Here is a 26,552-nt window from a genome sequence, read left to right on the forward strand (position 1 = left end):
AGATGAGACTTCCCATCACTTCGAGTGAGTAAGATCCCTCAGAGACTATGAGGTTGATAGGTCCGAGGTGGAAGCGTGGTGACACGTGGAGCTGACGGATACTAATCGATCGAGGACTTAACTAACACTATATTGATTCGTTGTTATCTCTTATTTAGTTTTTAGGGTACAAACCCTCATTGTAAAGCGTTCAAGGAGGTTCGGTTAAAACCGTTCACGTCCTGTGAACAACACCGAACGACCTACATCCTGTAGGCCTGGTAGCGATAGCGAGAAGGTCACACCTGTTCCCATGCCGAACACAGAAGTTAAGCTTCTCAGCGCCGATGGTAGTTGGGGCTTTGCCCCTGCGAGAGTAGGACGCCGCCAGGCAACCAAAAACCAAGATACTTCCTGTATCTTGGTTTTTTTGTACATTATTGTTATTGATATAAAATATGCAGTAACTCGAAATTAAGTTGGTGCATTTCTTCGGTAGCTGTGTTATAGCACTCGATAAAATAAGTGTGGGAGCAAACGTGCTATAAAAATTATGAGTCAACAACCGAGAAAGTAACTAGCTATTAAAAACACCCTATAAAAAACGCGAAAGGGCACCCTTTCGCGTTTAATTATCTATCTATACTGTCTGTTAGCTCATTCCGTTTTGACCACTGTTTCCGGTATTCCCACCACTAATTTGAGACACAAGTGGTGCCATCTTAGAAATAGTTTGACCAATATTTGAGTTGTTTCTTGTCATCGTATAATACGTTGCTGCACCTACACCAACAGAAGCAATAAGTGGTAACCACATGTTGTTATTGTTTCCCTGCATTCGAAATCAACCCTTTCTCTTATGATGCCCCCAGACACTAGTAGGTTAACTCATTTTACTGAAAACATGCTAGGAATCATATACCAAGAATTAAATCCAACTTATGTGGTAGTTGTAGAATATGCAGAAGCTTCAAAAGCAGCATTCATACCAGCTAATCTGCCAGTAACTAATGCAGACGTAATATTGTAGCCACCCGTATATCCATGAATATCTAATATTTCTCCACAAAAATACAAACGATCCATTAATTTTGACTGCATCGTATTGGGGACTATTTCCTTTATGGATACTCCTCCACCAGTTACAAAAGCTTTTTCTAAAGGCAAGGAACCATTTACATAAAAAGTGAAATTTTTAATATCTGATACGAAGTTACGAATAATCTCTTTAGAAATATTTGCTGCTTTTTGATCTTCGCTAACATTATTTTTTGTTAAAAGAAATGTAAGTAAGCGATCTGGAACAATTCCCTTTACTAAGTTTTTAAATGATTTTTTAGGTGAATCGTCTACTAGTTGAAGAATCTCCTGAATTAGTTGATCCTCTCGTTTGTCAGGTAGAGCATCTAGATGCATAGGCACTCTTTCTCGTCCCTTCATTAACTCCTTTACAACAAATTGAGAGCAACGAAGTACTGCTGGCCCAGATATTCCAAAATGCGTGAAAATCATATCCATACGATGTGTAATCATTGCCTTATTTTTTTTGTTTAAAACAGATAAGGAAATGTCGCGTAATGAAAGACCCTGTAGGCTTTTGTCTTTTATAAATGCTTCATTAGAGGTTAGAGCAACCTCTGTAGGATAAAGCTCAGTGATTGTGTGTCCTGCTTTTTTTGCCCACGGATAACCGTCTCCAGTTGAACCGGTATGTGGGACTGCTTTTCCACCTACAGCAATTACAATAGAGTTGGTTTCTATTTTTTCCTCACTTTGTAAGATTACAGTATGAAAATCCGAATCATAATGAACAGCTTTTACTGGCGTATTTAATTTAACATGAACGCCAAGCTCGTCCATTTTGTTAATAAGAGCATTTACGACTGTTTTAGCTGAATTTGATACCGGAAACATTCGACCATAGTCTTCTTCTTTTAGCTGGACTCCCATTCCTTCAAAAAAATCAATAATATCAAGATTATTAAATACAGAAAAAGCACTATATAAAAATCTGCCATTGCCAGGAATATGTTTGATTACTTCATCCTCAGGCAGTCGATTCGTTACATTACATCTTCCACCACCTGAAATAGCTAATTTTTTTCCTAATTTACGTCCTTTTTCAATTAACATGGTTTTAGCACCGTGTTCTGCAGCAGCAATGGATGCCATTAATCCAGATGGTCCACCACCAATAACAATTACGTCATATGTCAATTTGTATTCATTCCTTTCCCTAGTATCTTACCACTTAGATGAATAAATTCTCAAATTTTCTTGAAGAATCTTTCTAGATATACGTAACGAAACAATATCCGAATAAGGTGTTGTGTGATAAAATAACAATGATGTAATTTAATTTGTAGATGCAGGTGAAAAGATGTCGAATTCAAATATTGTTAGAGGTGCTATGTTATTAACAGCAGCATCCTTCTTATCGAAATTTTTAGGGATGATTTATGTAATTCCTTTCCACGGACTTGTTGGAGAAACAGGTGGGACATTATATAATTTTGCCTATACTCCTTATACTATTTTTATCAGTTTATCAACTGTTGGGATTCCATTGGCAGTATCAAAGTTTGTTTCTAAATACAATTCATTAGGTGATTATAAAACAGGAATGCAAATGTTCAGAACTGGAATGAAAGTAATGGCAGTTACAGGGATATTAGCGTTCCTTATCTTATTCTTTAGTGCAGAAACTTTAGCTAACTTACAATTAAGTGATGCATCCGATAGTGGAATAACTGCATCTGATGTTGCCTACGTGATCCGTATGGTTAGTTTTGCTTTACTCATTATTCCTATCATGAGTATCTTTCGGGGGTTTTTCCAAGGGCATGAGTCGATGGGACCAACAGCTGTGTCACAAGTTATCGAGCAAATTGTACGTATCATATTTTTATTAGGTGCTTCTTTCCTAGTTATCCATGTATTCGATGGTTCTATTACTACTGCAGTTGGACTGTCTACGTTTGCTGCCTTTATAGGTGCAATGGCTGCGTTAGCTATTCTTTGGGGATTTTGGAATAAACGAAAGAAACACATTCATAAACGAATACAGGAGCAGCGTTATACGAATCATATTTCACAGAAGGATATGGTTTCAGAATTATTTCGATACGCTGGACCTTTTGTATTAGTCGGGTTAGCTATACCATTTTATCAATTAACTGACCAATTTACATTTGAACGGGCAATGGTTACGATTGGGCAAGGAAATATTTGGGATATTGCCTACTCAGCTATTAACCTTTATGGTCATAAATTGGTGATCATTCCAGTAACACTTGCTACTGGGTTGTCACTCGCTATTATTCCCGCAATCACCAATTCTTTTACACAAAAAAATATGGCGATGGTAAATCAACAAATAAATCAAGCCATTCAGATTATTTTAGTTCTTGTAATCCCTGCTGCAATAGGGTTATCTATGCTTTCAAATGAAGCATATGCATCACTATATAATATTAATAATATTGATATTACTGGACCACTGTTAAAAGCATACGCACCAGTTGCTATTTTATTTGCTTTATATAGTGTAACCGGGGCCATTTTGCAAGGGATTAATCAACAGCGATTTGCGGTGATTAGTTTATTTACTGGTTTACTGATCAAAATATTACTAAATATTCAGCTTATCTATCTTTTCGGTGCAACTGGAGCAATCATTGGGACAGCTTTAGCTGTTGGAACCTCTGTTTTAATAAACTTATGGCGCATTAAGTCAGTGATCCAATTTTCATTTAAAGATATTTATAAACGTACGCTATTGATAGGAATATTTATCATGATCATGGCAGTTACAATATGGCTATTAAAGACATTTTTCGGATTATTTATCCCTTATGATTCGACAAGATGGGGTTCATTAGTTATGTTAATTATTTCTGTATTAGGTGGAGGGTTGGTTTATTTATGGTTTGCTTATAAATCGACTTTACTTGAACGAATATTAGGGGATCGCGTTCGAATTCTAGATAAAATATTTAGGTGGTAAGAGGTGATCTGGTGCGTTTAGATAAATTATTAGCCAACATGGGATATGGTAGTCGTAAGGATGTAAAAGGATTGTTAAAAAAGAAACAAGTAACGGTGAATGATAGTTTAGCGAAAGATGGAAGTATGAAGGTTGATCCAGAAAAAGATACCGTAAAGGTAAGTAATGATGTTGTAGAATATAAGAAATATATTTATATTATGATGAACAAGCCACCTGGATACATTTCTGCGACAGAAGATATTAGGGAAAAAACGGTTGTTGATTTATTAACACCAGAAATTCAACATTATAACCCATTTCCAGTTGGCAGATTAGATAAAGATACAGAAGGCTTATTATTGCTTACGAATGATGGGCAACTTGCACATCAACTACTATCTCCCAAAAAAGATGTGTACAAAACATATTATGCAAAAATACAGGGAAATGTAACAGAAGAGGATATACAGACATTTAAGCAAGGTATTTCTTTAGAGGACGGGTATATGACCAAACCAGCCATACTCAACATTATTAAAAGCGATTCTGTTTCAGAGGTTGAAATCAAGATTACAGAAGGAAAGTTTCATCAAGTGAAGCGAATGTTTAAAGCTGTGAATAAAGAGGTTGTTTATTTAAAACGATTAGGGATGGGGGAACTAGTTTTAGATCCCTCCTTATCACTTGGGAAATACAGGGAATTATCTAAAGATGAACTTTCTTATTGCCAATCCTTAAAATAAATTGATGTTAGGGGTAAAAATATGTCTACACCGCATTATTTTATAGCTATTCCACTTCCAAACGATTTAAAAGAAGAACTGGCAGCATGGCAGGTGGAGCTAAAACAGCATTTAACCTATAAGCAATGGCCACATGTGGAGGATTTACACATCACATTAAAATTTCTTGGTGCTGTAGAAGAAACGAAGTTAAAAAAGCTTCAAGAAAAGTTACAATCAGTACATTCTATGCCTCCATTTTATACAAAAGTTCATTCCGTTGGTACATTTGGTAAATCAGATAAACCAAGAGTTTTATGGGCTGACGTGGTTAAAACTGTTGCTTTATTGGAACTACAACAGAGGGTTGAAGCATGTGCAAAAGAAGTTGGCTTTACAGCAGAGAATCGCCCATACCGTCCCCATATAACGTTAGCAAAAAAATGGGATGGTCCAAGTACCGATATAAATGTAATCAAAAATAACTTTTCCGATCAACAGTTTGATCTAGTGGTAGACACTATTGTCATCTATCAAATATACCCATCAAATAGTCCTAAATATAAAATTGTAAACACTTTTTCATTGGATGGGGGAGAATAATTTGGCACAATTAATCAAGCTACAAAACTATATTTCAAGGTACGAATGGAATATCTATCGTTACCCTAGTCAATATATCCGATTAAAACAGGAAAACTGGAATAAGCTTTACTATATCTGGTCAAATCAAGAAAATCAGCAGCATGTAGATGATGAGGAAGAAAAAGTAACTCGTTTTTCGAAATGGAAGTCTTTTATGAAGCGAAGTCAGGAAAGTGAGCCAGAATCTGAAGATCCTGTTCAGCAAGAACTTCCTCATACAGAAACGGAATTAAAATATTATTTTCTTGATAAAATATATCCGTTTCAACTTAAGTGGGCTACTTCTACGATTTCGAATGTATCTTTTATGGATCAAAAATATTATAAAGATGCAACATTACAGTATTTTCTTCAACGTTTTCCTGATACGTATTTAGTAATGTATTATCCAATATTCAATATCAAGAATGCCCCGGTTGACGGTGAAATTGTATTGATCAGTCCAGTTGGAATAGAGATCATCTATTTGTTAGAAGATGACCGAAATACAGTTTACACCGTTAAAGATGAGAGAACATGGACAAAACGGCATGAAAGGTCTGAGTCTAAGTTTCTTAGTCCGTTAATTGCTTTAAAACGTTCGGAAAAAATCATCAACAGTATTTTAAGTAAATATGATATTTCCTTTTCGGTTACTAAAACAGTACTTTCGCGTACTAATAGGATTGACTTCGTTTCTGAGCCATACAATACAAATATTATTGATAAATTTTCTTATGAAAAATGGTTTGAGACAAAACGTACGTTGGTTTCTCCATTAAAAAATCAACAATTAAAAGCTGCTGAGCAACTATTAAATCATTGTCAGTCTTCTTCTGTAAAACGACCTGAATGGGAAGAGGATGATCAATCCTTTACAATAGTTGGAGAGGAATAATTTCTATGTATATCTTCATTGTTAATTTAATGGCAGGTCATGGTAGAGGAAGGCGTATTTTTAATAAGATACAAAATAGTAAACTCTATCAAGAATTGCAAAGTAGTTACTATGTTACAGAGTATGAAGGGCATGCTGAAAATATTGCGCAGCAGCTTTCTAAACAAAACCTAGTAAACTTACAGGCTATTATAGTAATCGGTGGTGACGGCACGTTACATGAAGTAATGAATGGAATTCAAGACCTGTCACTTCCGGTAGCGTTTATACCAGGCGGATCAGGGAATGATTTTGCAAGAGGTTTGTCCATTAAGGTAAATCCAGTAGAAATACTTCAGGACATAGTTAAAGGAAATTATTCCAAAGCGTATTGGCTGGGAAGCTATAGTGTAGATGATTCTGCTAGGAGAGTATTTGTTAATAGTATAGGGTTCGGTTTTGATGCTGAAATAGCAAAAAAGGCAAACCAGTCCTGGTATAAGAAATTTTTAAATATTTTTCATATCGGTATGATTAGTTATGTTATTGCACTTATTCATGTATTATTTCGATTTAAACCATTTACATTAGAGTTAGAAGTAAATGGGGAAGCACAGACGATTCACAACTGTTGGATGGTTACGATTGCTAATCACGCCTATTATGGTGGAGGTATGAAAATTATACCTAGTGCAACAATACAACCAAGTAGATTTCCTGTATTAGTTGTTCAACAAATTTCTAAGTGGAAGATTCTTGCGTTATTCATGACCGTATTCACAGGTAAACACACTAGCTTCAAGGAAGTAGATCTTCTCGAGGCGACAAAAATAAAAATAACTACAGATAAAACGATAGAGTTTCAAGTAGATGGGCAAACTAGTCAATGTAAATCATGTACCATCACAAAAGACATACCTCCTATTCAAATATTAGGAGCAAGTAGTTAGCAGAAAACAGATTTGGTATCTTGCAAAACGCTCATTTTTTCGTTAATCTATTAACATGTTTGTAATTTAATAGTAACAAAGTAAAGAAATGAAATAGAAGAAGTTTGTATGTAGAAAATGAACTTGAAAGATTTGAGGAATGCATGGTGGAATGGTTTAAAAAGGTATTAGGAAAGGAATGGAATGTAATGCCGGCAGGTGGACTGACTGGTGATGCATATGTTGCCGAAAAAGATGATAGGCGTCTATTCCTAAAAAGAAATTCATCACCCTTCTTGGCTGTTTTGTCAGCTGAAGGTATTGTTCCAAAGTTAGTTTGGACAAAAAGAATGGAGAATGGTGATGTTATCACTGCACAAGAATGGCTTGAGGGAAGAGAATTATGGCCAGAAGAAATGCAACATAGTCGTGTTGCTGATTTACTGCATAAAATCCATCATTCCTCTGAATTGCTTCATATGCTATTACGATTAGGAAAAAAACCAATAACTTCGGACGGTCATTATACTGAAATAAAAGAGCGATTATTGGCAGATCACTTAATAGAACAACATGAAGAGGTTCAAAAAGCTCTTGCTTATTTACAAGAACTTTTACCCGTTACAAGAGAACAAAAACAAGTGGTATGTCATGGTGATTTAAACCACCATAATATGTTATTAACGAATGATGGACAGTTATATCTAATCGATTGGGATAATGCGATGATAGCTGATCCTATAACCGATTATGGAATGATATTACAGTGGTATATCCCAACAGACAAATGGGATGAATGGTTGGAAAAATACGGTGTGAAGAAAGATGAAAAATTATTAAAGCGAATGTATTGGTATCTAATCCTTGATTCTCTTCAATTTTTAGCATGGCATCATGAACGAAACGAGCAACACAAAGTAAAAGAACGCTTAACCAATCTAAAAGAATTAAATTATAATATTTCTACTCTAATTTAGAGTGTTCTATTGCACTAATCCATTGGTTTAGGTTTTCTTGATTTGATGTAATATGCTCTGCCATATTTTGAACACTTTCACCCTGTCTACCATAATTATAAATTTCTGGTAGTAATTGTAATAGCTGCTCATCCGTGATGCTGTTATTTGCCATCATAGACTTAACTAATCGCTTAATTTGTTGGTATTCAGATACTTCTGCACAGCATTCTTTTTGCTGTTCATCTAATAAATCTAATAATAATGTTAATTGATTGTTTACATTTAACGACATACAATTCTCACCTCTGAGAATAGTATTCGATGTTTAAATAAAAAATATGTACAAGTAATTTTGAAAGAGGTGCACGTTTTGCGGCAACGTAATAAACCATGGGCTGACGATTTTCTAAGGGACCACCAGGATCTTGTCATACCAAATGCAAAAGATTATAAAGGAAAATGGAATCAGTTATTTGATAATAATAATCCTATTCATATAGAAATTGGAACAGGAAAAGGACAATTTATAGCTGGTATGGCTAAGCAATATCCAAGTATCAATTTTATCGGAATTGAATTAGCTAAAAGCGTTATTGTGTCAGCGGCACAAAAAGTAATGGAGTCTGAACAAGAAAATATAGTTCTGATAAATGAAAATGCTGAAAACATTACCGATATTTTTGAGGAAAATGAAGTAGAAACAATTTATTTAAATTTTTCTGATCCATGGCCAAAGAATCGTCATGAGAAGAGAAGGTTAACGTATCATACCTTTCTTGCCGATTATCGTAGAGTATTGAATTCTAATGGAGAATTGATATTTAAAACAGATAATCGTGGACTGTTTGAGTATTCATTAGTTAGCTTTTCTAATTTTGGAATACTTTTAAATGAAGTTAATTTAGATCTACATGTGATCGAAGACCCGGAAAATGTCATGACAGAGTATGAAGAAAAGTTTTCTGCCAAGGGTCAGCCCATATACCGTTGTAGAGCAAGATTTAATGAAAGAACCTAAGCTAAGGTTCTTTTTTTTGTATAGGGTGGATGCTTTTTGAATGGGAATAGATATTGAATGGCATTAACTTTTACGTGGATTTGCTTTCTTATACGCTAGCGTTGATTGTTAATTCGGCAGATACGGGTATTAATTCATCAGTTATTGAATTTTATCAGCATATCCCTCATATTATTCAGCGATGTGATAATTCACGTAATCTCAAATAAGAATCTGCTACTCCAATAAATAAATGGTAGCGTTTGCAGATGAATGGTAGTTTAGATAAACTATTTATAAAGGGGGATTATAATCATGGAGAAACTACAAGTTGGACGTGCAACATTAACATGGCTTAATGGAGGAGTAAATTTTTTAGACGGCGGAGCAATGTTTGGGGTTGTTCCAAAAGCATTATGGAGTAAAAAATATCCTGTGAATGAGAAAAATCAGATTGAATTACGAACAGACCCAATTCTACTTCAAATAGACGGGAAGAACATGTTAATTGATTCAGGTATTGGACATGGTAAATTATCCGAAAAACAAATCCGTAATTTTGGTGTTTTGGAACAGTCTTCGATCGAAACTTCATTAGCTAAGCTAAATCTAACGGTAGATGATATCGATCATATATTAATGACGCATTTACATTTTGATCACGCATGTGGACTAACAAGGCTGGAAAATGAAGACTTTGTACCTATTTTTCCTAAAGCAACGATTTATACCTCGGCAGTAGAATGGAACGAAATGCAACACCCTAATATTAGGTCAGTTAATACATATTGGGAAATGAATTGGAAGCCTGTTGTCAATCAAGTAGAGACATTTGAAAATGAATTGGAAATTCTTCCAGGTCTAAAAATGATCCATACTGGAGGTCATAGTGATGGACATAGTATTATCGTTTTTGAGCAAGATGATGAATGTTTCATTCATATGGCAGACTTAATGCCTACTCACGCACATCAAAATAAGTTATGGGCATTAGCTTATGATGACTATCCGGTTACTTCGGTTCATCAAAAAGAAAAATGGATGGATATTGGATATCGGAAAAATGCTTGGTACACATTTTATCATGACGCATATTATCGTGCGATTCAATTTAACGATAAAGGCGAGAAGAATTCTGAAATAGAGCGAAAAAGATATGAATATAAAAAATAGCTGCTTTGTAGCAGCTATTTTTTTAAGCAGTTTCAAATGCGTCTATAACGGCACCCGATTCAACATCTATTAAAAATTCATATTGTTTATTTTTGCCGTCTATACTACGGGTAATTCCACCACGATAAGCAGTGTACGAAAGTCCATTCTTCACTACATCCTCTGGCTTCATGTAAATCCATGAACCACTTATGGGGCCTTGTTTTTTAAATGTTTCTTTCGCTAATTTTAATGCTTTTTCTGGTGTTACTTTTTGATAACGATCCATTTGTTGCTTTGCTAAGTAACCAACGGCAACTCCTAATCCAGCAGCTAAAACTGCTCTTCTCATTCCCATACATTTCACCTCTTGCTTGATATTATCTAAATCTGCGACCGCTTACTTTTTCTTCTTTAGTATACCTTAAAAGATATATTTTAGAAAATAATAGTGTAGTGTATGTTTGAATTGTGGAAAGAATGTATTTCTTTCGTTATACTAAATATATTACATAGAGATAACTGGAGGGATTGTAATGAATCAAGACACATTAAATTTATTTAAGACGTTAACAGAACTACAAGGGGCACCAGGTAATGAACATCCAGTACGGGCGTTTATGAAAGGTGAGTTAGAGAGGTATTCTGATGAGGTAATCCAAGACAATCTTGGTGGAGTATTTGGTGTGAAAAATGGTAACGGACCAAAAGTAATGGTTGCAGGTCATATGGATGAAGTAGGGTTTATGGTTACACAAATTACAAAAAGAGGATTAATCCGCTTTCAAACGTTAGGTGGATGGTGGAGTCAAGTGTTGCTTGCTCAACGAGTTCAAGTGATGACAGACAATGGTCCTGTAGTTGGTGTTATAAGTTCTATTCCGCCTCATAATTTAACTGATGAGCAACGTAAGAAGCCAATGGATATAAAAAATATGTTAATTGATATTGGTGCTGACGATAAAGAGGATGCCGAAAAGATAGGAATTAAACCAGGTCAAGCAATACTTCCGGTTTCTGAATTTACACCGATGGCGAATAACAAAAAGATCCTAGCTAAGGCTTGGGATAATCGTTATGGATGTGGTATCTCTATTGAATTATTAAAAGAGTTACAAAATGAAACAATACCTAATCAGTTATATTCTGGTGCTACTGTTCAAGAGGAAGTTGGTTTGCGTGGTGCTAAAGTTGCCGCTAATATGATTAAACCAGACATATTTTTTGCTTTAGATGCTTCTCCTGCTAATGATATGACGGATGATAAGGAATTTGGTCAGTTGGGTAAAGGTGCTTTATTACGTATTTATGATCGCTCGATGATTACACATCGAGGAATGCGTGAATTCATTCTAGATACTGCAGAATCAAATGATATCCCTTATCAATACTTTATTTCACAGGGAGGAACCGATGCAGGGCAAGTACATATTTCTAATGATGGTGTACCGTCAGCAGTAGTAGGAATTTGCTCACGTTACATTCATACTTCTGCTTCCATCATTCATGTGGATGATTACCAAGCAGCGAAAGAGTTACTCGTTAAACTTGTGAAGTCAACGGATCAGAATGCAGTAGATCATATTAGAAAACAATAATATTGGTATAGCTGCTATCTTTTGGTAGCAGTTCTTTTTTTGGCAGATAGGAAAACTTTCCTATCTAACATAAGTGCGATTGGTAAAAGATACATGGAAACAGTGGTGTTAGGAGTGTTGTTATGAAAATAATAGTTGGGTCCAAAAATCCCACCAAAGTACAAGCTGTTAAAGACGTATTTCCAAACAATGAGGTAAAGTCATTGAGTGTACCATCTGATGTATCATCACAACCTTTTTCCGATGAGGAAACACGAATCGGTGCTATTAATCGTGCAACCCAGTGTGCACAATCTGCTCCAGGTTCAGTGGGTATTGGACTAGAGGGTGGTGTGATGTATGTTGAAAATCAATTATTTCTTTGTAATTGGGGTGCCTTGGTTACATCTACAAATGAAATCTATACAGCTAGTGGAGCGAGAATTTTGTTACCCAAAGAAATCAATGATGAATTAACATCAGGTGTGGAATTAGGAGATATTATGGACAGGTATGCTAAACGTAATGGAGTTAGGCATAAAGAAGGTGCGATAGGTATTTTCACAAACGATCTCGTATCAAGACAGGAAATGTTTAAGCATGTTGTACTTTTATTAAGAGGGCAAAGGGAGCATTGGGAAAAATAAAGTCAATCTTCAATCGTTTGGGGTCTTACTGCGATTACATGGAAATAAAAGCAGCGGAATTACCGCTGCTACTGTTATTCATAAATATATGCAAGGACATCTAATGCCTGATCAACTGTTTCGACAGTTACTGTTGCTTTGTTAGAAAGCTCTTTTAAAGGATGGATTAAAGATTCTGGCCTAACAATGATAGTAGGTTTATTCATCGTGATTGCTGCGCTAGCGTCCATTGCTGTATTCCATTGTTTATATTTTTCACCAAATAAAGCAATGACTACGTCAGATTTTTGCATGAGTACTTGTGTTCTAAAGTTATTAATACTAGATGCTGCATCGTCACGATATAGGTTATTAGGCTGTTTTCCAAGAATGTCTTCACCAATTTGATCGGATCGGTCATGGTTTGTTTGAGGTGTAACAAACTGTAAGGGAAGATTTTTCTCACTAGCTTTCTGCTTTAAATTTTCACGCCAGTCATCATGTATTTGTCCAGCTAAATAGACAGTTAATTCCATGGAAATCCCTCCAAAATGTAATCTTATGTTTATCATATCTAATATTTAATATAATTCAAAGTATTTGGTATCGGACGGTTTGCTTGAAAATATTTGGTTATAGTAATATAGTAATAGGGTATTAAGGACTATTGGTAGGGGGAAAAACATTGAAGAATGCAACAATCATTGTTATCGCTTTATTAGCTTTGTTTATTATAGGGATAACAATTTATAGTTATGAATCAGATGATTCTATTGTTGAAGATGTTAATTTAGTTGCTGAAAATGCGTTTCATGAAGAATCTGAAGTGGAAGCTAATTATCATTCAGCCAGCTTTTCATTTTATCTTCCGGATGGTCTAGATGTTGAAGATGAAGATGAAAACAACGTTATTTTACATAATGACGATCAAACCTATATTGTTTTCTACAATAAATTTGAAGAACCTACTAGTCAGCTTAATTTTAATAATGCCAATAATGATGAAGCAATATTATTTGAGTCATATGAGGATCAAGATAAGTTTGGGTATGTCCGTGTAACCCCTACAGATGAAAAAGATTATGAATTACAAGTGGGAATTGGCGGAGTTAAAATAACAACCCTTACTACAAAATCTAAAATTGAGCAAGATACAGAAGAAGTAATGAAAATTGCTCGTTCTATCCTAGAATCGAATGAAATGTAGTAAAATAGAGGCTATCCTGAAAAGGGTAGCCTTTAATGATTGAAACAAGCTTAAATCATCGATATGATAGTATTAGGGAGTGTTTAGGTAGATAAGGGAGTATAGCTTTCTTATGCTGCAATATAAGTTTTCTATACTATATAGTTTGCTTATGAAATTTACTCCATAAGGTTTTGTTGAACTAGGAGGATATACAATGAAAATGACTAGTATAAAGATGAAGAAGTTATTGGAGGAGCATCTCTCAGGTGCAAGCTTCCATACTTCCTTTAATCGAGATAAAGATACTTTCCGAATTGAATGGAAAGATTCTAAACAGGGTGTTACGATTCAATTGCCTAATATTATAGCTAAATATAATGAACGTGGGGACGAAGCAATTGATGAACTTGTTGGACATATAACAGAATCCTTGAAGATTATGCATCAAACGTATCAACTAGAAGGAATGGAAAAGCAAATTTTTCCTGCCATTCGCTCGACTTCCTTTCCAACCGAAACAAAAGCAGGTTCAAAATTGGTTTTTAAAGATCATACTGCTGAAACAAGAGTATTTTATGCGCTTGATTTAGGAAAGTCCTATCGTTTGATTGATGAACCGATGCTAGAGCAGGAGGGGTGGACAACAGAACATCTTGATGAAATTGCAACCTTTAATGTTCGGTCTCTTTCCTATGATTATAAATTGGATAAAGTAGCAGATAACGATTTTTACTTTATCGCTAAGCAGGATGGATATGATGCAAGTCGTATTTTAAATGATACATTTTTAGAAGCGATGAAAGCCAAGTGCAAGGGAGAATTAGCTGTAGCAGTTCCTCACCAGGATGTTCTCATATTAGCTGACATTCAAAATAAAACAGGTTATGATATATTAGCACAGATGACGATGAAATTTTTTGCGGAAGGTAGAATTCCGATTACTTCCCTTGCATTTGTGTATGAAGATAAAAAATTGACACCAATATTTATCCTTGCGAAAAATCGACCGAAAGATGACTAAGAAAATTTATAAGAAAGAGTGATTTAGATGGATGTATTTTACAACCCAAAAGGAATTGGTGATGTACTAATCATTCCGATTAAAGAAGGAAATAGAGAAGAAATTAACCACGAAACAATAGGTCCTATTACAAAAATAACGAATAAGGATGAGGTATTGGGTTATAACATATTCTCTGCCTCAACTTATTTTAACTTACCAACTACTGGAAAGATAACATTGACAGAAGACTTACTTAATGAAATAAAGAATCTCTTCCAAGAGCATCATTTAAACGATTCATTAGATTTCGATTTAAGTCCGAAATTTGTTGTAGGATATGTAATGGAAAAAACACAACATGAAAATGCAGATAAGTTAAGTGTTTGTAAAGTAGATGTTGGCAATGAAATGCTGCAAATAGTTTGTGGTGCTCCTAACGTGGACCAAGGACAAAAGGTAGTTGTTGCAAAAGTTGGCGCAACGATGCCAAGTGGGTTGAAAATTAAGCCAACCGAATTAAGAGGAGTACCATCTAACGGAATGATTTGTTCACAAAAAGAATTGGGATTACCAAATGCACCGAAAGAAAAAGGTATTTATGTTCTAGATGATTCTTACTCCGTAGGGCAGCCTTTTTAATAGTTGATGCAACCTATGTCTAATAAGACATGGGTTGTTTTCTTTAGGCTCTTTCGGTAATGTTGAAAACTAGGAAGGTACTCGCAACACCGCTCCAAAAATACACTGTAGCGCATAATAAAAATAAGAGTATTGTGAGTACCCTCTACACAGTTAATTTCATTTTACACCAATTATTCGTTAAGAAAAGTAATTTGTATAATGCGAGAAACTCTCTCTGAAAACAGACTGTCTTTACAATGGAATTTAACATACAAAACAACGAAAAAACTGATACAATACAATTAAGTAATGACTGAAAAGAAATGAGTGAAATACATGTGGGATAAATGGAAGAAAAAAATTCAAAATTTCATATGGGAAGAAGTAGAAGTAGAAGATACTGAAACCATCAAACAACCTAAGAATGAAGAAGAAATACCTAACATCGAAGCTAAAATGGTATACCAATATCCAAAGAGTGATTCTTTTCATTTTCCAGTAATCCCGAATCAGACGAAAAGAAGAGAACAGACGGAAGTACCTGCTTTTAAACGGAGAGCTAGTCGTGAACCGATTCAGATATCGAATAGTCTAGATACTAGTTTTACACCGCAAGAAAATAAAGAAACGAAAAGACCGTTTCAAGCAAGTGAAGTGCCGTCGCCAATATACGGCTTTAAACCTCGAAAACAAAAAGAAGTAGAGAACGTACCCGCTTTTGTGAGAAAAAAAGAGGATAGAGTTGAAGAAAATAAGACAGAAAACATCAATGATGAAAAGCCGGTTGAAACTATCGTTTCTAATCACCAAGAAGCCCCTGCTGATAATCGTCTGCAGCAGATCAATAGCAATGAAAAGGAAACAGAAGATAATCAATCAACGAACAGACTGTCACGTATTGAAGAGCAGAGTTCACAAACAAAAAAGGAGAAGACAAATAAACTAGATAGACCACGAAGAAATGTAAGGGATCTACATACTGAGCGTAAAAGCAATCAATCTGTACCATATAATGTTTTAATGACTCCGAGAGATAAAAAAAATTTATTTGACAAACAAAAGCATAACCAAAATAAGGTTTCCACTAATCTAAACCAAGATTCACAACCTACGAAGCAAGTTGAAGATCAGCAGGTAAATCAATCTATGAGACAACCATTGCCTGTTCATCTTTTAGATGATTCTCGAACAGAAAATAAATCAAATGATTTGTGGGTCAAGGAACAACAAGAATTACTAGAGAAGACATTAAAATATTTTAACGTTAAAGCAAGAGTTGTACATGCAACTCAAGGACCATCGGTTACTAGATTTGAAATTCAACCGGAACTTGGTGTAAAAGTAAGTAAAATTAAAAATTTAAGTGATGATCTAAAATTAAATATGGCTGCACGAGATATTCGGATTGAAGCACCTATCCCAGGAAAAAATACTGTTGGAATTGAAGTGCCAAATCCAAAAGCTCAAATGGTAAGCTTGCAAGATATTGTAGAATCCAATACCTTTAAAGATAGCGCTTCTCCATTGACTATAGCACTAGGCCTAAGCATTGAAGGTTCACCAATTGTAACAAACATCCAAAAAATGCCACATGGGTTAATTGCTGGTGCAACAGGCTCTGGAAAAAGTGTATGTATTAATACATTTTTAATTAGTTTAATCTATAAAGCTAGCTATGAGGATGTTAAGTTTCTATTAATCGATCCAAAGATGGTGGAACTTGCACCATATAACGGCATCCCTCATCTCGTATCGCCAGTAATAACTGACGTAAAGGCGGCAACCGCTGCTTTAAAATGGGCAGTAAGTGAAATGGAAGAAAGATACGATCAATTTGTTCATGAAGGTGTTAGAGACATTGAACGGTTTAATCAAAAAATGAAAAAAGAGAACCGAAACCATGAAAAGATGCCGTATATTGTTATCGTGATAGATGAGTTAGCTGATCTAATGATGGTATCTCCTCAAGATGTAGAGGATGCAATTTGTCGAATTGCTCAAAAAGCAAGAGCGTGTGGAATCCACTTATTACTTGCTACACAGCGACCGTCTGTAGATGTAATTACGGGATTAATTAAAGCAAATATACCTACTAGAATTGCATTTAGTGTATCATCTCAAATTGACTCTCGAACGATTATTGATACTAGTGGGGCTGAGAAACTTCTCGGCAAAGGAGATATGCTTTTTATCGAAAATGGTGCTGGTAAGAGTGTGCGAATTCAGGGGCCGTTTGTTTCAGACGATGAAATCGAAAGGGTTACAAGTTACGCTCGTAAAATAGCAGAACCAGATTACCTGTTTGAACAGGATTCCTTACTACAACAAATGACGGTTGATGAAGAAGAGGATGAATTGTTACAAGAAGTAATTCAGTTCATATTAGAACAAAATAGTGCTAGCACTTCCTTATTGCAACGACACTTTAAAATCGGCTATAATCGTGCTGCGCGTCTAATTGATACTCTAGAAAGTAAAGGAATAATATCCGGACAAAATGGTAGCAAACCAAGGGATATTTTAATTACTGCATCCCAAATTAATGACGTACAATAGATTTTTCTATAAGAAATAAACAAGAGACATATTTTTGGAAGAGGTTAGTACCTCTAAGTTTGAAGTTTTACTATATATGGTACAATATATAAAGTGATTTATTGTAAATATGAATCAAAGGAGAACCACTGATGAAAGAAATAGAACAAAAACTAAAGGGTAAAATAGATCGATTGACGAATAAAACGTTTAAGTTTGATGAGCGGATAAGGGATGGTTGGTTTTCAGCAGTCTATTTTTTAAAGACAAAGGAAATAGTAGAAAAGAAACTTCCAGAAAATAATGTTACGATGCAATTTTTCCAAAAGCAAGATGCCGTATTGTGTGGAACCGATGAAGCAATTGCATTAGTACATACTTTTGCAAAAGACCCAAAAAAACTGGAAATTCATTCCCTTAAGGATGGGGATAAAATTAGTCCATTTGAATCCGTGTTAACCGTATCAGGCCCATATCAAAATTTTGGCTTTTTAGAAGGTATTATTGATGGGATTTTAGCAAGAAGAACATCAGTCGCAACTAATGTATATAATGTTGTAAAAGCAGCGAGAACATCTGGAAAACAAAAGCCAGTTATTTTTATGGGAGATCGTGATGATCACTATACTCAACAAGCTGGTGATGGATATGCAGCGTTCATTGGTGGATCAACTGCACAAGCAACACATGCGATGAATGAATGGTGGGGAAAAGAAGGTATGGGTACCATGCCACATGCCATGATTCAAATGTTTCGAGGAGATGTTGTCGCAGCAACTCGTGCATATCACGAAGTGTATCCTGAAGATGATTTAGTAGCACTGGTTGATTATAATAATGATGTCATCACTGATTCTCTAAAAGTAGCTCGAGCTTTTGGTGATAAGTTAAAAGGTGTACGAATAGATACTTCCAAAACATTAGTTGATAAATATTTTCTTAGAAACCATCATTTAATGGGGACATTTGACCCAAGAGGGGTTAATCCTGAGCTTGTATTTGCATTACGTAATGCATTGGATGATGAGGGGTATAAGCACGTGGAAATTGTTGCTACAGGTGGATTTACAGAAGAGAAAATTCGTCATTTTGAAAACTTAGGTGTTCCTGTAGATACGTACGGAGTAGGTAGAAGTTTATTAACTATGAAAATTGGGTTTACCGGAGATAATGTGTTATTAAACGGTACACCAGAGGCAAAAGATGGGAGACGTTATAGACCAAATCCCCGCTTAGAAAAAGTGGAATATATGAAGTAATCCTAACTAACAAAACAAAAAATAAATGTTTTACTACGAACTAGGTTTTGCTATAATATTTAAATAGTTATATTTAAAATTTGTAGTAAAACAAATTTATATTACGAGAAAGATTGATTTTTATCTTTCTATTTTAGCTCAGCCATGTGTATGGCAAAAAGATGCAAAGTGTTTCTTACACATAATATGGAGGTTCTTATATGACAACTTACCATTTCATTGGTATCAAGGGAACTGGAATGAGTGCTCTAGCACAAATACTTCATGATTCTGGTGAAACTGTTCAAGGGTCGGATGTAGAAAAAAGATTTTTTACACAGGAAGCACTTGAAGAAAAAAATATTCCAATCCTCCCTTTTTCTGAGAATAACATCAAAGATGACTTAACCATCATTGCGGGGAATGCTTTTTCAGATGATCATGTTGAAATTAAAAAAGCAAAAGAACAAGGATTAAGATTTTATCGATATCATGAATTTTTAGGTGAATGGTTAAAGCAATATACGAGTATTGCAGTAACTGGAGCCCATGGCAAAACATCAACTACCGGTTTGCTTGCCCATGTCTTAAATGAAACCTATCCAATCTCTTATTTGATTGGGGATGGTACAGGTAAAGGGCATGTGGATAGCAAATATTTTGTATTTGAAGCATGTGAATATCGTCGCCACTTTTTAAGCTACGAACCAGACTATGCTATTATGACCAATATTGACTTTGATCATCCAGATTATTTTACAAGTATTAACGATGTTTTTGATGCCTTTCAATCGATGGCAGATAATGTGAAAAAAGGGATTATTGCTTGCGGGGATGATGAACAACTTCAAAAAATCCAAGCGAAAGTTCCCGTTGTTTATTACGGATTTTTACCGTCTAATGATTTCCAAGCACAAAATGTAAAAGAAACAGAAGATGGTACGGAATTTGATGTATTTGTACGTAATACGTATTATGATACATTTAAAATTCCAATGCACGGGGACCATAGCGTCCTAAATGCATTATCAGTAATTGCAATTTGTCACTATGAAGGAATACCGTCTGAAGATATTAAAAATCTTTATACATTCCAAGGTGTTAAGCGTCGGTTTAGTGAGAAAAAAGCTGGAAATCAAATTCTAATCGATGATTATGCTCATCACCCGAAAGAAATTACGGTTACGATTCAAGCTGCTAATAAGAAATATCCGAACAAATCAATCGTAGCTATTTTTCAGCCACATACGTTTACACGTACGAAAACTTTTTTACAAGAGTTCGCTGATAGTTTAAGTAAAGCAGATCATGTATATTTATGTGATATTTTTGGATCTGCTAGAGAAGACAATGGTCAGTTAACTATACATGATCTTCAGAAATTGATTGATAGTAGTTCCGTGATAGATTTATCTAATACGGAGGTTCTGCAGGAATATGAAGATAGTGTGTTAATCTTTATGGGAGCAGGAGATATTCAAAAGTTCCAACAAGCCTATGAAGAAACATTAAAAAATAATAAATTAAATAAAGCCTAATTCTAGTAAAAGAGTCTGTACAACACAGACTCTTTTTTTGAATATAGGAAAGTAAAAACGTCCCTATCCTGCATCAGCGTAACGAAGGTATTCACCATAAACGCATGGCGAATGCCAAGTTTTCTAATAAAATAGAGGATTTTCATACATAATTGTCGAAATAAATAATAGAACACGTTATAGTAGTGGTATACTAAAACTAAAATTAACTCATATTAAAAACTAGTTGCTACGTTTAACATGGTCAACTAAAGGGTAAAACATGTACAAGCCCTATTTTATTTAAAGACCAGTTATATTGTAAACAGAAGGGATGATTTAATTATGGAAGGGCTATTATACATAGCGGCTATTATTGCTGCTGTTGCTTTTGCAGTATTAGTAGTGTTTTTAGCGATGACATTGAAAGCATCACAAAGAACGTTAAACAATGTTGCGGATACGTTGGGATCTCTTGAAAAGCAGATGCAAGGTATAACATCAGAAACAACGGAATTATTAAATAAAACCAATCAGCTTGCTAATGACATTAATCAGAAGGCAACAAAGCTAGATGGTTTGTTTGATGGGGTAAAAGGTATTGGGGAAACCGTCAATGATTTTAATCATTCACTAAGACAGTTTTCAAATAGTATCTCACGTACAGCTAACCATAACCAAGATAAAGCATCTCAAGCAGTAACATGGGGAGCTGCTATTATGGATTTATGGAGAAAAAATAGAAATAAATAAATATGGGAGGGATCGCTATGGGTGATAATAACATCAATAGCAAGGATTTTTTAATTGGTACATTAATTGGAGGAGCAGTAGGTGCAAGTTTGGCCTTATTATTTGCTCCAAAATCAGGTAGAGAGCTACGCGGGGATATTAATCAAGGTGCGGTTAATGTTAGACATCGTGCTGATGAATGGAAAGACAACCTTCAAGTGAAGGGATCTGAATGGAAGGATAAAGCGTATGTAAAGGGAACTGAATGGAAGCAAAGAGCTGCAGAAACTACATCTCAGCTTTCCCAAACAGTTTCTGAAAAAACGCAGGACCTTACAAAAAATGTTCAGAATAAATTAAATGAGAATAAAAGCAAAGAAGACGAAGCTTTAGAAGCTGTTAACGAAGTAGCAGAAGCAATTGAGGATGCAGCAGAAGAATTAAATAAAGAGTAATCAAATAAAGAAAGACTAAAAAAGGCTTGATGAATCAAGCCTTTTTTGTTATTTCTATGAGGAAAGGGTCTATCACGGACAAAACGCAGTAAACAACGCAGGAATAGTCCATGAGGAAGGCTATCGCGGACAAACCGCACTAAGAAAACACTGAAACAGTCCATGAGAGGCTAAACCACAAACAAATATCCTTAACAATTTCAATAATAAAAAACATGCATAAATCACATCGATTTGTACATGTTTTTCTATTGGCAGATAGAAAAGTATAAACTTTCATATCCTTCATAAGTGCAACTAAGCCCACCATAAAAGCCTGGCGGATGCCAAGTTTTCTAAAAAGATTACTTTATTTCTAATTGATCTCCAGTTTGTACCGTATCATAAAAGGTAGCTTCCTGATTGTTTTTATATAGTTTAAAGTTTGCCCCTATATTTGCTAAGTCAATATCAACATAACGAAATACATCCTGAAATATAAAAGCTTCAAGCTTACGATTTTTTACTTGAATATGATCTCCAGGCTTAATTGTGCTATCTTCTTCTAACTCCGTTCCGTCCTTTATAATGTGAAGTTTCGGTTGTTTCATTTGTGTGGGTTGTCCATTGAACGTAACAGTGATGGTATCCCAATATTCCTTCTCTATATTAACTAATAGATCTTTAACCGTCACAAGTCTACTAGATGTTATTACTAATTGATCATTATGTTTTAGTTGGTGATCAACGGATGTACGCTTGTTATTAATTAGAATTTGGTTTTCACCTTCTGCTAGCATCATTTTTTTATTATTTAGATAAATAGTAAATTCTTTACTGGATGTGACTTTTTCTTCTCCAATTATCTCTAAGAAATCATGTACAGTTTTTGGTTGCTTTAACTCTATACGGTCTCTATCTTGCACAACGTAATCACTTGGTCGCAGTTCTCCATTAACAAAAACCTTTGTTTTGAGCTCATATGATCTATTATTATAGAAAATATTTGTGGATGGTAATTCCTCAATTAGATGAGCAAGTGTTACATTTGCTGCATGTCCATCTAGTCCCGGTTCAATAACAATGTGATCTCCATTTTTAACAATTGTATCAACGGTCGCAGGAGCTTCATTTAAAAGAATAGTAGGTGCTCCACCTAATTCTCCAGGAAGGGTAAGTTCTTTCCCATTTAGCGTGATCATGGATGCCATACCTGGCTTACCGTATAATTTGTTAATTTCTATCCCACCTTGGACTAGACAATCTCCAACTGTTAATTTCTTCATTTCAAACATTCTTATTACCTGTTTGTTTACATGTACAGTTATATAATGTATTGGATTTTGTTCAGCAACTATTGCGATACCGATAGGAGTTACAAAGTCAGGACCACTTGGTAAATTATCCGTTTTATTTAACATTTGTATCGCATCAATTCCTCTAACTGCTACACGATTAATAGGCAATTGGAGTTTATTTGCAAGTGCTGTTGTTAGTTCAGGTGTTAGGCTTCCCCCGCCAACCAGCATTACAGCTTTTGGGGCAGTAGCGTTAAGGTTAAATATTTCTTGTGTAATTGCATTAGCAAGCTTCTCTATACTAGGTTGAATATCTTTTGCTAATGTGTCATAGTCAATGGTTGTTTCAAATCCTAAGATATCAGAAACAATTGCTTGCCCTTCATTAACGATTTGTCTTTTAATTTTTTCAGCAATTGGATAATCAAGGAGATAATGATCACTTATTGCCTCCGTGATTTCATCTCCAGCTATTGGAACCATTCCATAAGCGACTACAGTTCCGTGGTTCGTGATTGCTATATCACTAGTTCCTGCTCCAATGTCTACTAACGCAACATTTAATCTTCTCATGGATTCTGGTATTAATACATGAATAGCTGCAATAGGTTCAAGGGTTAATGCTTCCATTTCTAAGTCTGCTCTGTTTAATGCAGAAAGAAGTGATTCAACTACAATTTTAGGCAAAAAGGTAGCAATTATTTCTACTGTAGCTGTATCACCACTTTGGTCAATAAGTGAACCGATTTGTTGCCCATCTACCTTATAATGCAATACCGAATAACCAACACAATAATAATTCGAATAATCATTTGAAGACTTTTCTGACGCTAACTTCAATTGAGCTGCGTGAACTGCACTAAGTTCTAAATGCTTAATGGTTTCTTTTTCGGTTATGGTTTGCTTTTCTAAAGAAATGGTAGCCTCAGATTCTACGGTTTTTAATGATCTACCAGCAGCAGCAACACTAACTTTATGTATGTCACCATGTTTTTGTTCTAATGTTTCTTTCACTTCTTTTATAATTTTTGCTACTTCAACTACATGATGGATTTGCCCATCATGCATCGAGCGAACTTTATGTTCTTTCATGCAATAATCAACCAATGTATAGGATTCATTATTTTTTTGTAGAATAATTCCAGTTACAGACCTTGTGCCAATATCAAGGGCAAATATATATTCGTTCAACATAACTCACTGCTTTCCCCCTAGGAAGTATATCTATTCTATTATAACTTATTAATGACAAAGGAAAAATTATTAGCTATAATTATTTCTATTAAAGATACTATTATTATTACATAATACAATAAGTTCAAGAGTGAACAAGCAATCCAGGAGGCCTGTAATTATGAGTCATAATGATTTGGAACAGCTAAGAACCCAATTGGACAATATTAATTTACAATTACTAGAGTTAATCAATAAACGTGCAGAAACAGTTCAGCAAATCGGTCAGATTAAATATAAACAGGGAATGAAGGTATTTGATCCTATCCGAGAAAGAGAAATGCTGAATCAGCTTGTAGAGCATAATAATGGTCCATTTGATAATAAAACGATTGAACATTTATTTAAAGAGATTTTTAAAGCATGTTTGGAGTTACAAGAGGTTGACCATCGAAAGGCTTTACTTGTATCCCGTAAGAAGAAGCCAGAGGATACGATAATTGATATTAAGGGTGAGAAAATAGGGAATGGAAAAACTCACTTTGTAATGGGACCTTGTGCGGTTGAAAGCTATGAGCAAGTTGCAGAAGTTGCAAAAGCAGTCAAGCAAAAAGGAATAAAACTTCTACGTGGAGGAGCCTTTAAACCGCGAACATCTCCATATGATTTTCAGGGGCTTGGCTTGGAAGGATTACAAATTTTAAGACAAATTGCAGATGAATATGATCTAGCAGTCGTAAGTGAAATTGTTAATCCTGCACATATCGAAAATGCGATAGAATATGTCGATGTTATTCAAATCGGGGCACGTAATATGCAGAACTTTGAACTATTAAAAGCAGCAGGAGATGTGGATAAACCAGTACTATTAAAACGTGGTTTATCAGCCACCATTTCTGAATTTATTAATGCTGCTGAATATATTTTCTCAAGAGGTAATGGGAATATAATTCTTTGTGAAAGAGGAATAAGAACTTATGAAAAGGCAACTAGAAATACTTTAGACATATCTGCAGTTCCTATCCTTAAGCAAGAAACCCATTTACCAGTAATGGTAGATGTAACCCATTCAACGGGGAGAAGAGATTTACTTGTACCAATGGCGAAAGCTGCTTTAGCAGTTGGTGCTGACGGTGTTATGGCTGAAGTTCATCCGGATCCTGCAGTAGCATTATCAGATTCTGCACAGCAAATGGATATACAGACATTTAATGATTTTATGGATGAGTTAGATAGGTATGTAATTTCCCATTCGTGAAAATACTGTAATTATAAGGTCTAGCATTAGCTATTGCTATGTATTTTTTGTGTTTTTATGTATATAAGAGTATGATATATGAAAGAAGAGATCGATTATTGTTGTATTTAATAGGAGGTAGTTTTTGATGACAATAACAATATATGATGTCGCGAGAGAAGCAAATGTGTCGATGGCAACAGTATCTCGCGTGGTAAACGGAAATCCAAATGTTAAGCCGACAACTAGAAAAAAGGTTTTAGCTACAATTGAAAGGTTAGGTTACCGCCCAAATGCGGTTGCGCGTGGTCTTGCAAGTAAGAAAACAACCACTGTTGGGGCAATTATTCCAGATATTTCGAGTATATTTTTTGCGGAATTAGCTCGTGGTATTGAGGATATTGCGACAATGTATAAGTATAATATCATTTTAAGTAATTCAGATCAAAATAAGGATAAAGAATTACAGTTAATTAATACGATGTTAGAAAAACAAGTAGATGGGATTATTTTTATGGGTGGAAATATTACGGAGGAGCATGTACACCAATTTTCAACCGCTTCGGTTCCTGTTGTATTAGCAGCAACGTATGATGAATCAGACTCCATTCCTTCCGTAAATATAAATTATGAAGAAGCAGCATTTGAAGCTACTAAATTCTTAATCGATAAGAATAATCAGCATCCAGCATTTATTTCTGGCCAAGAAGATACGATTATTAATCAGTTGAAATATCAAGGGTATCTACGAGCATTGAAGGAATCCGCGATAGAGATGAGAGAAGAATATATCATTCAAGGTGATTACTCCTATGATTCAGGTATAGAATCTGTAGAAAAATTACTTCAATTAGAGGAAAAACCGTCTGCCATATTTGTTGCATCAGATGAAATGGCATTGGGGGTTATTCATGGAGCACAGGACAAAGGATATAAGGTACCAGATGATTTGGAAGTCTTCGGATTTGATAACACAAGATTAGCAACAATGGTACGACCAACATTATCTACGATTGTACAGCCTATGTATGATATTGGTGCTGTAGCTATGCGTCTACTTACAAAATTCATGAATAAAGAAGAAGTAGATGAACAAAAAGTAGTTCTGCCACATCGAATTGTCGAAAGAAACTCAACAAAATAGG

Annotated in this window: 26 protein-coding genes and 2 rRNA genes; 22 read left to right on the top strand and 6 right to left on the bottom strand. The window is 35.0% G+C overall.

Annotated elements, in window-relative coordinates; translation table 11 throughout:
* Both GMD78_RS00005 and rrf read left to right on the top strand, forming a co-directional pair.
* Nucleotides 1–125: ribosomal RNA gene (locus tag GMD78_RS00005) — 23S ribosomal RNA — on the top strand; the annotation flags it as partial.
* 131 nt (nucleotides 126–256) lie between these two features.
* Nucleotides 257–372, top strand: a 5S ribosomal RNA gene (gene rrf / locus GMD78_RS00010).
* 259 nt (nucleotides 373–631) lie between these two features.
* Here rrf and GMD78_RS00015 read toward each other — a convergent pair.
* Together GMD78_RS00015 and GMD78_RS00020 are read right to left on the bottom strand one after the other, a co-directional pair.
* Nucleotides 632–817, bottom strand: coding sequence for a hypothetical protein (locus GMD78_RS00015; RefSeq protein WP_155665912.1), 186 nt, complete (start codon nucleotides 815–817; stop codon nucleotides 632–634).
* 101 nt (nucleotides 818–918) lie between these two features.
* Complete coding sequence (locus GMD78_RS00020) at nucleotides 919–2,196, bottom strand: BaiN/RdsA family NAD(P)/FAD-dependent oxidoreductase (RefSeq protein WP_155665914.1); 1,278 nt, start codon at nucleotides 2,194–2,196, stop codon at nucleotides 919–921.
* A 163-nt stretch (nucleotides 2,197–2,359) separates the two neighbouring features.
* Between GMD78_RS00020 and GMD78_RS00025 the strand changes: the two genes are divergently transcribed.
* The 6 genes from GMD78_RS00025 to GMD78_RS00050 all read left to right on the top strand — a co-directional run bounded on the left by GMD78_RS00025 (nucleotide 2,360) and on the right by GMD78_RS00050 (nucleotide 8,096).
* Nucleotides 2,360–3,985 carry a putative polysaccharide biosynthesis protein gene (locus tag GMD78_RS00025; protein ID WP_155665916.1) on the top strand — a complete coding sequence of 542 codons (1,626 nt, stop codon included), beginning with the start codon at nucleotides 2,360–2,362 and terminating at the stop codon, nucleotides 3,983–3,985.
* 11 nt (nucleotides 3,986–3,996) lie between these two features.
* Complete coding sequence (locus tag GMD78_RS00030; RefSeq protein WP_343042032.1) at nucleotides 3,997–4,710, top strand: pseudouridine synthase; 714 nt, start codon at nucleotides 3,997–3,999, stop codon at nucleotides 4,708–4,710.
* Between the two features lie 21 nt (nucleotides 4,711–4,731).
* On the top strand, nucleotides 4,732–5,292 hold the full coding sequence (gene thpR, locus GMD78_RS00035) for an RNA 2',3'-cyclic phosphodiesterase (RefSeq protein WP_155665918.1): 561 nt from the start codon (nucleotides 4,732–4,734) through the stop codon (nucleotides 5,290–5,292).
* Between the two features lies 1 nt (nucleotide 5,293).
* On the top strand, nucleotides 5,294–6,211 hold the full coding sequence (locus GMD78_RS00040) for an NERD domain-containing protein (RefSeq protein WP_155665920.1): 918 nt from the start codon (nucleotides 5,294–5,296) through the stop codon (nucleotides 6,209–6,211).
* Between the two features lie 5 nt (nucleotides 6,212–6,216).
* Entirely contained in the window at nucleotides 6,217–7,140 is a 924-nt protein-coding gene (locus GMD78_RS00045; protein WP_155665922.1) for a diacylglycerol/lipid kinase family protein, read from the top strand.
* A 143-nt stretch (nucleotides 7,141–7,283) separates the two neighbouring features.
* The gene (locus tag GMD78_RS00050; RefSeq protein ID WP_155665924.1) at nucleotides 7,284–8,096 is read left to right on the top strand and encodes a phosphotransferase family protein; all 813 of its coding nucleotides are present in this window, start codon (nucleotides 7,284–7,286) and stop codon (nucleotides 8,094–8,096) included.
* On the opposite strand, the gene GMD78_RS00055 is transcribed toward GMD78_RS00050, so the two are convergent.
* Nucleotides 8,083–8,370, bottom strand: coding sequence for a YtzH-like family protein (locus tag GMD78_RS00055; protein ID WP_155665926.1), 288 nt, complete (start codon nucleotides 8,368–8,370; stop codon nucleotides 8,083–8,085). The two genes, GMD78_RS00050 and GMD78_RS00055, sit on opposite strands and share 14 nt — an antisense overlap.
* Nucleotides 8,371–8,448: 78 nt before the next feature.
* On the opposite strand from GMD78_RS00055, the gene trmB reads away from it, so the two are divergent.
* On the top strand, nucleotides 8,449–9,096 hold the full coding sequence (trmB, locus tag GMD78_RS00060; protein ID WP_155665928.1) for a tRNA (guanosine(46)-N7)-methyltransferase TrmB: 648 nt from the start codon (nucleotides 8,449–8,451) through the stop codon (nucleotides 9,094–9,096).
* A gap of 294 nt (nucleotides 9,097–9,390) precedes the next feature.
* Nucleotides 9,391–10,248 (top strand): YtnP family quorum-quenching lactonase, encoded by an 858-nt coding sequence (locus GMD78_RS00065; protein ID WP_155665930.1) that lies wholly within the window; start codon nucleotides 9,391–9,393, stop codon nucleotides 10,246–10,248.
* Between the two features lie 22 nt (nucleotides 10,249–10,270).
* Here the strand turns inward: GMD78_RS00065 and GMD78_RS00070 are convergent, their stop codons facing one another.
* Entirely contained in the window at nucleotides 10,271–10,585 is a 315-nt protein-coding gene (locus GMD78_RS00070; protein WP_155665932.1) for a PepSY domain-containing protein, read from the bottom strand.
* A 178-nt stretch (nucleotides 10,586–10,763) separates the two neighbouring features.
* On the opposite strand from GMD78_RS00070, the gene GMD78_RS00075 reads away from it, so the two are divergent.
* Both GMD78_RS00075 and GMD78_RS00080 read left to right on the top strand, forming a co-directional pair.
* Nucleotides 10,764–11,825 carry a M42 family metallopeptidase gene (locus tag GMD78_RS00075; RefSeq protein WP_155665934.1) on the top strand — a complete coding sequence of 354 codons (1,062 nt, stop codon included), beginning with the start codon at nucleotides 10,764–10,766 and terminating at the stop codon, nucleotides 11,823–11,825.
* Between the two features lie 122 nt (nucleotides 11,826–11,947).
* A complete protein-coding gene (locus tag GMD78_RS00080; protein WP_155665936.1) occupies nucleotides 11,948–12,451 on the top strand; it encodes a DUF84 family protein in 504 nt (167 codons plus the stop codon).
* A 74-nt stretch (nucleotides 12,452–12,525) separates the two neighbouring features.
* Here the strand turns inward: GMD78_RS00080 and GMD78_RS00085 are convergent, their stop codons facing one another.
* The gene (locus GMD78_RS00085; protein WP_155665938.1) at nucleotides 12,526–12,966 is read right to left on the bottom strand and encodes a YtoQ family protein; all 441 of its coding nucleotides are present in this window, start codon (nucleotides 12,964–12,966) and stop codon (nucleotides 12,526–12,528) included.
* Nucleotides 12,967–13,115: 149 nt separating this feature from the next.
* Here GMD78_RS00085 and GMD78_RS00090 point away from each other — a divergent pair, with 149 nt between their 5' ends.
* The 8 genes from GMD78_RS00090 (at nucleotide 13,116) to GMD78_RS00125 (ending at nucleotide 21,720) form a co-directional block, all read left to right on the top strand.
* Nucleotides 13,116–13,637: a hypothetical protein gene (locus GMD78_RS00090; protein WP_155665940.1), complete on the top strand. Its 522-nt coding sequence runs from the start codon at nucleotides 13,116–13,118 to the stop codon at nucleotides 13,635–13,637.
* Between the two features lie 196 nt (nucleotides 13,638–13,833).
* Entirely contained in the window at nucleotides 13,834–14,640 is an 807-nt protein-coding gene (locus GMD78_RS00095; RefSeq protein WP_155665942.1) for a DUF1444 domain-containing protein, read from the top strand.
* A 27-nt stretch (nucleotides 14,641–14,667) separates the two neighbouring features.
* Nucleotides 14,668–15,261, top strand: coding sequence for a YtpR family tRNA-binding protein (ytpR, locus tag GMD78_RS00100; protein ID WP_155665944.1), 594 nt, complete (start codon nucleotides 14,668–14,670; stop codon nucleotides 15,259–15,261).
* 318 nt (nucleotides 15,262–15,579) lie between these two features.
* The gene (locus tag GMD78_RS00105) at nucleotides 15,580–17,799 is read left to right on the top strand and encodes a DNA translocase FtsK (protein ID WP_155665946.1); all 2,220 of its coding nucleotides are present in this window, start codon (nucleotides 15,580–15,582) and stop codon (nucleotides 17,797–17,799) included.
* Nucleotides 17,800–17,930: 131 nt separating this feature from the next.
* The gene (locus tag GMD78_RS00110) at nucleotides 17,931–19,037 is read left to right on the top strand and encodes a nicotinate phosphoribosyltransferase (RefSeq protein WP_155665948.1); all 1,107 of its coding nucleotides are present in this window, start codon (nucleotides 17,931–17,933) and stop codon (nucleotides 19,035–19,037) included.
* Nucleotides 19,038–19,237: 200 nt separating this feature from the next.
* Nucleotides 19,238–20,554, top strand: coding sequence for a UDP-N-acetylmuramate--L-alanine ligase (gene murC / locus GMD78_RS00115; RefSeq protein WP_155665949.1), 1,317 nt, complete (start codon nucleotides 19,238–19,240; stop codon nucleotides 20,552–20,554).
* Between the two features lie 324 nt (nucleotides 20,555–20,878).
* Nucleotides 20,879–21,286, top strand: coding sequence for a DUF948 domain-containing protein (locus tag GMD78_RS00120; RefSeq protein WP_155665952.1), 408 nt, complete (start codon nucleotides 20,879–20,881; stop codon nucleotides 21,284–21,286).
* A 17-nt stretch (nucleotides 21,287–21,303) separates the two neighbouring features.
* A complete protein-coding gene (locus GMD78_RS00125) occupies nucleotides 21,304–21,720 on the top strand; it encodes a YtxH domain-containing protein (protein ID WP_155665954.1) in 417 nt (138 codons plus the stop codon).
* 344 nt (nucleotides 21,721–22,064) lie between these two features.
* Here GMD78_RS00125 and GMD78_RS00130 read toward each other — a convergent pair whose 3' ends face one another.
* Nucleotides 22,065–24,191 (bottom strand): cell division protein FtsA, encoded by a 2,127-nt coding sequence (locus GMD78_RS00130; RefSeq protein WP_155665956.1) that lies wholly within the window; start codon nucleotides 24,189–24,191, stop codon nucleotides 22,065–22,067.
* Between the two features lie 160 nt (nucleotides 24,192–24,351).
* Here GMD78_RS00130 and GMD78_RS00135 point away from each other — a divergent pair, with 160 nt between their 5' ends.
* Both GMD78_RS00135 and ccpA read left to right on the top strand, forming a co-directional pair.
* Nucleotides 24,352–25,428, top strand: a complete 1,077-nt coding sequence (locus GMD78_RS00135) for a bifunctional 3-deoxy-7-phosphoheptulonate synthase/chorismate mutase (RefSeq protein ID WP_155665958.1) — start codon at nucleotides 24,352–24,354, stop codon at nucleotides 25,426–25,428.
* Between the two features lie 127 nt (nucleotides 25,429–25,555).
* Nucleotides 25,556–26,551, top strand: coding sequence for a catabolite control protein A (gene ccpA, locus GMD78_RS00140; protein WP_155665960.1), 996 nt, complete (start codon nucleotides 25,556–25,558; stop codon nucleotides 26,549–26,551).
* Nucleotide 26,552: the final 1 nt, after the last annotated feature.

It is taken from the genome of Ornithinibacillus caprae (assembly GCF_009728145.1).
GTDB classification, from domain to species: domain Bacteria; phylum Bacillota; class Bacilli; order Bacillales; family Amphibacillaceae; genus Ornithinibacillus; species Ornithinibacillus caprae.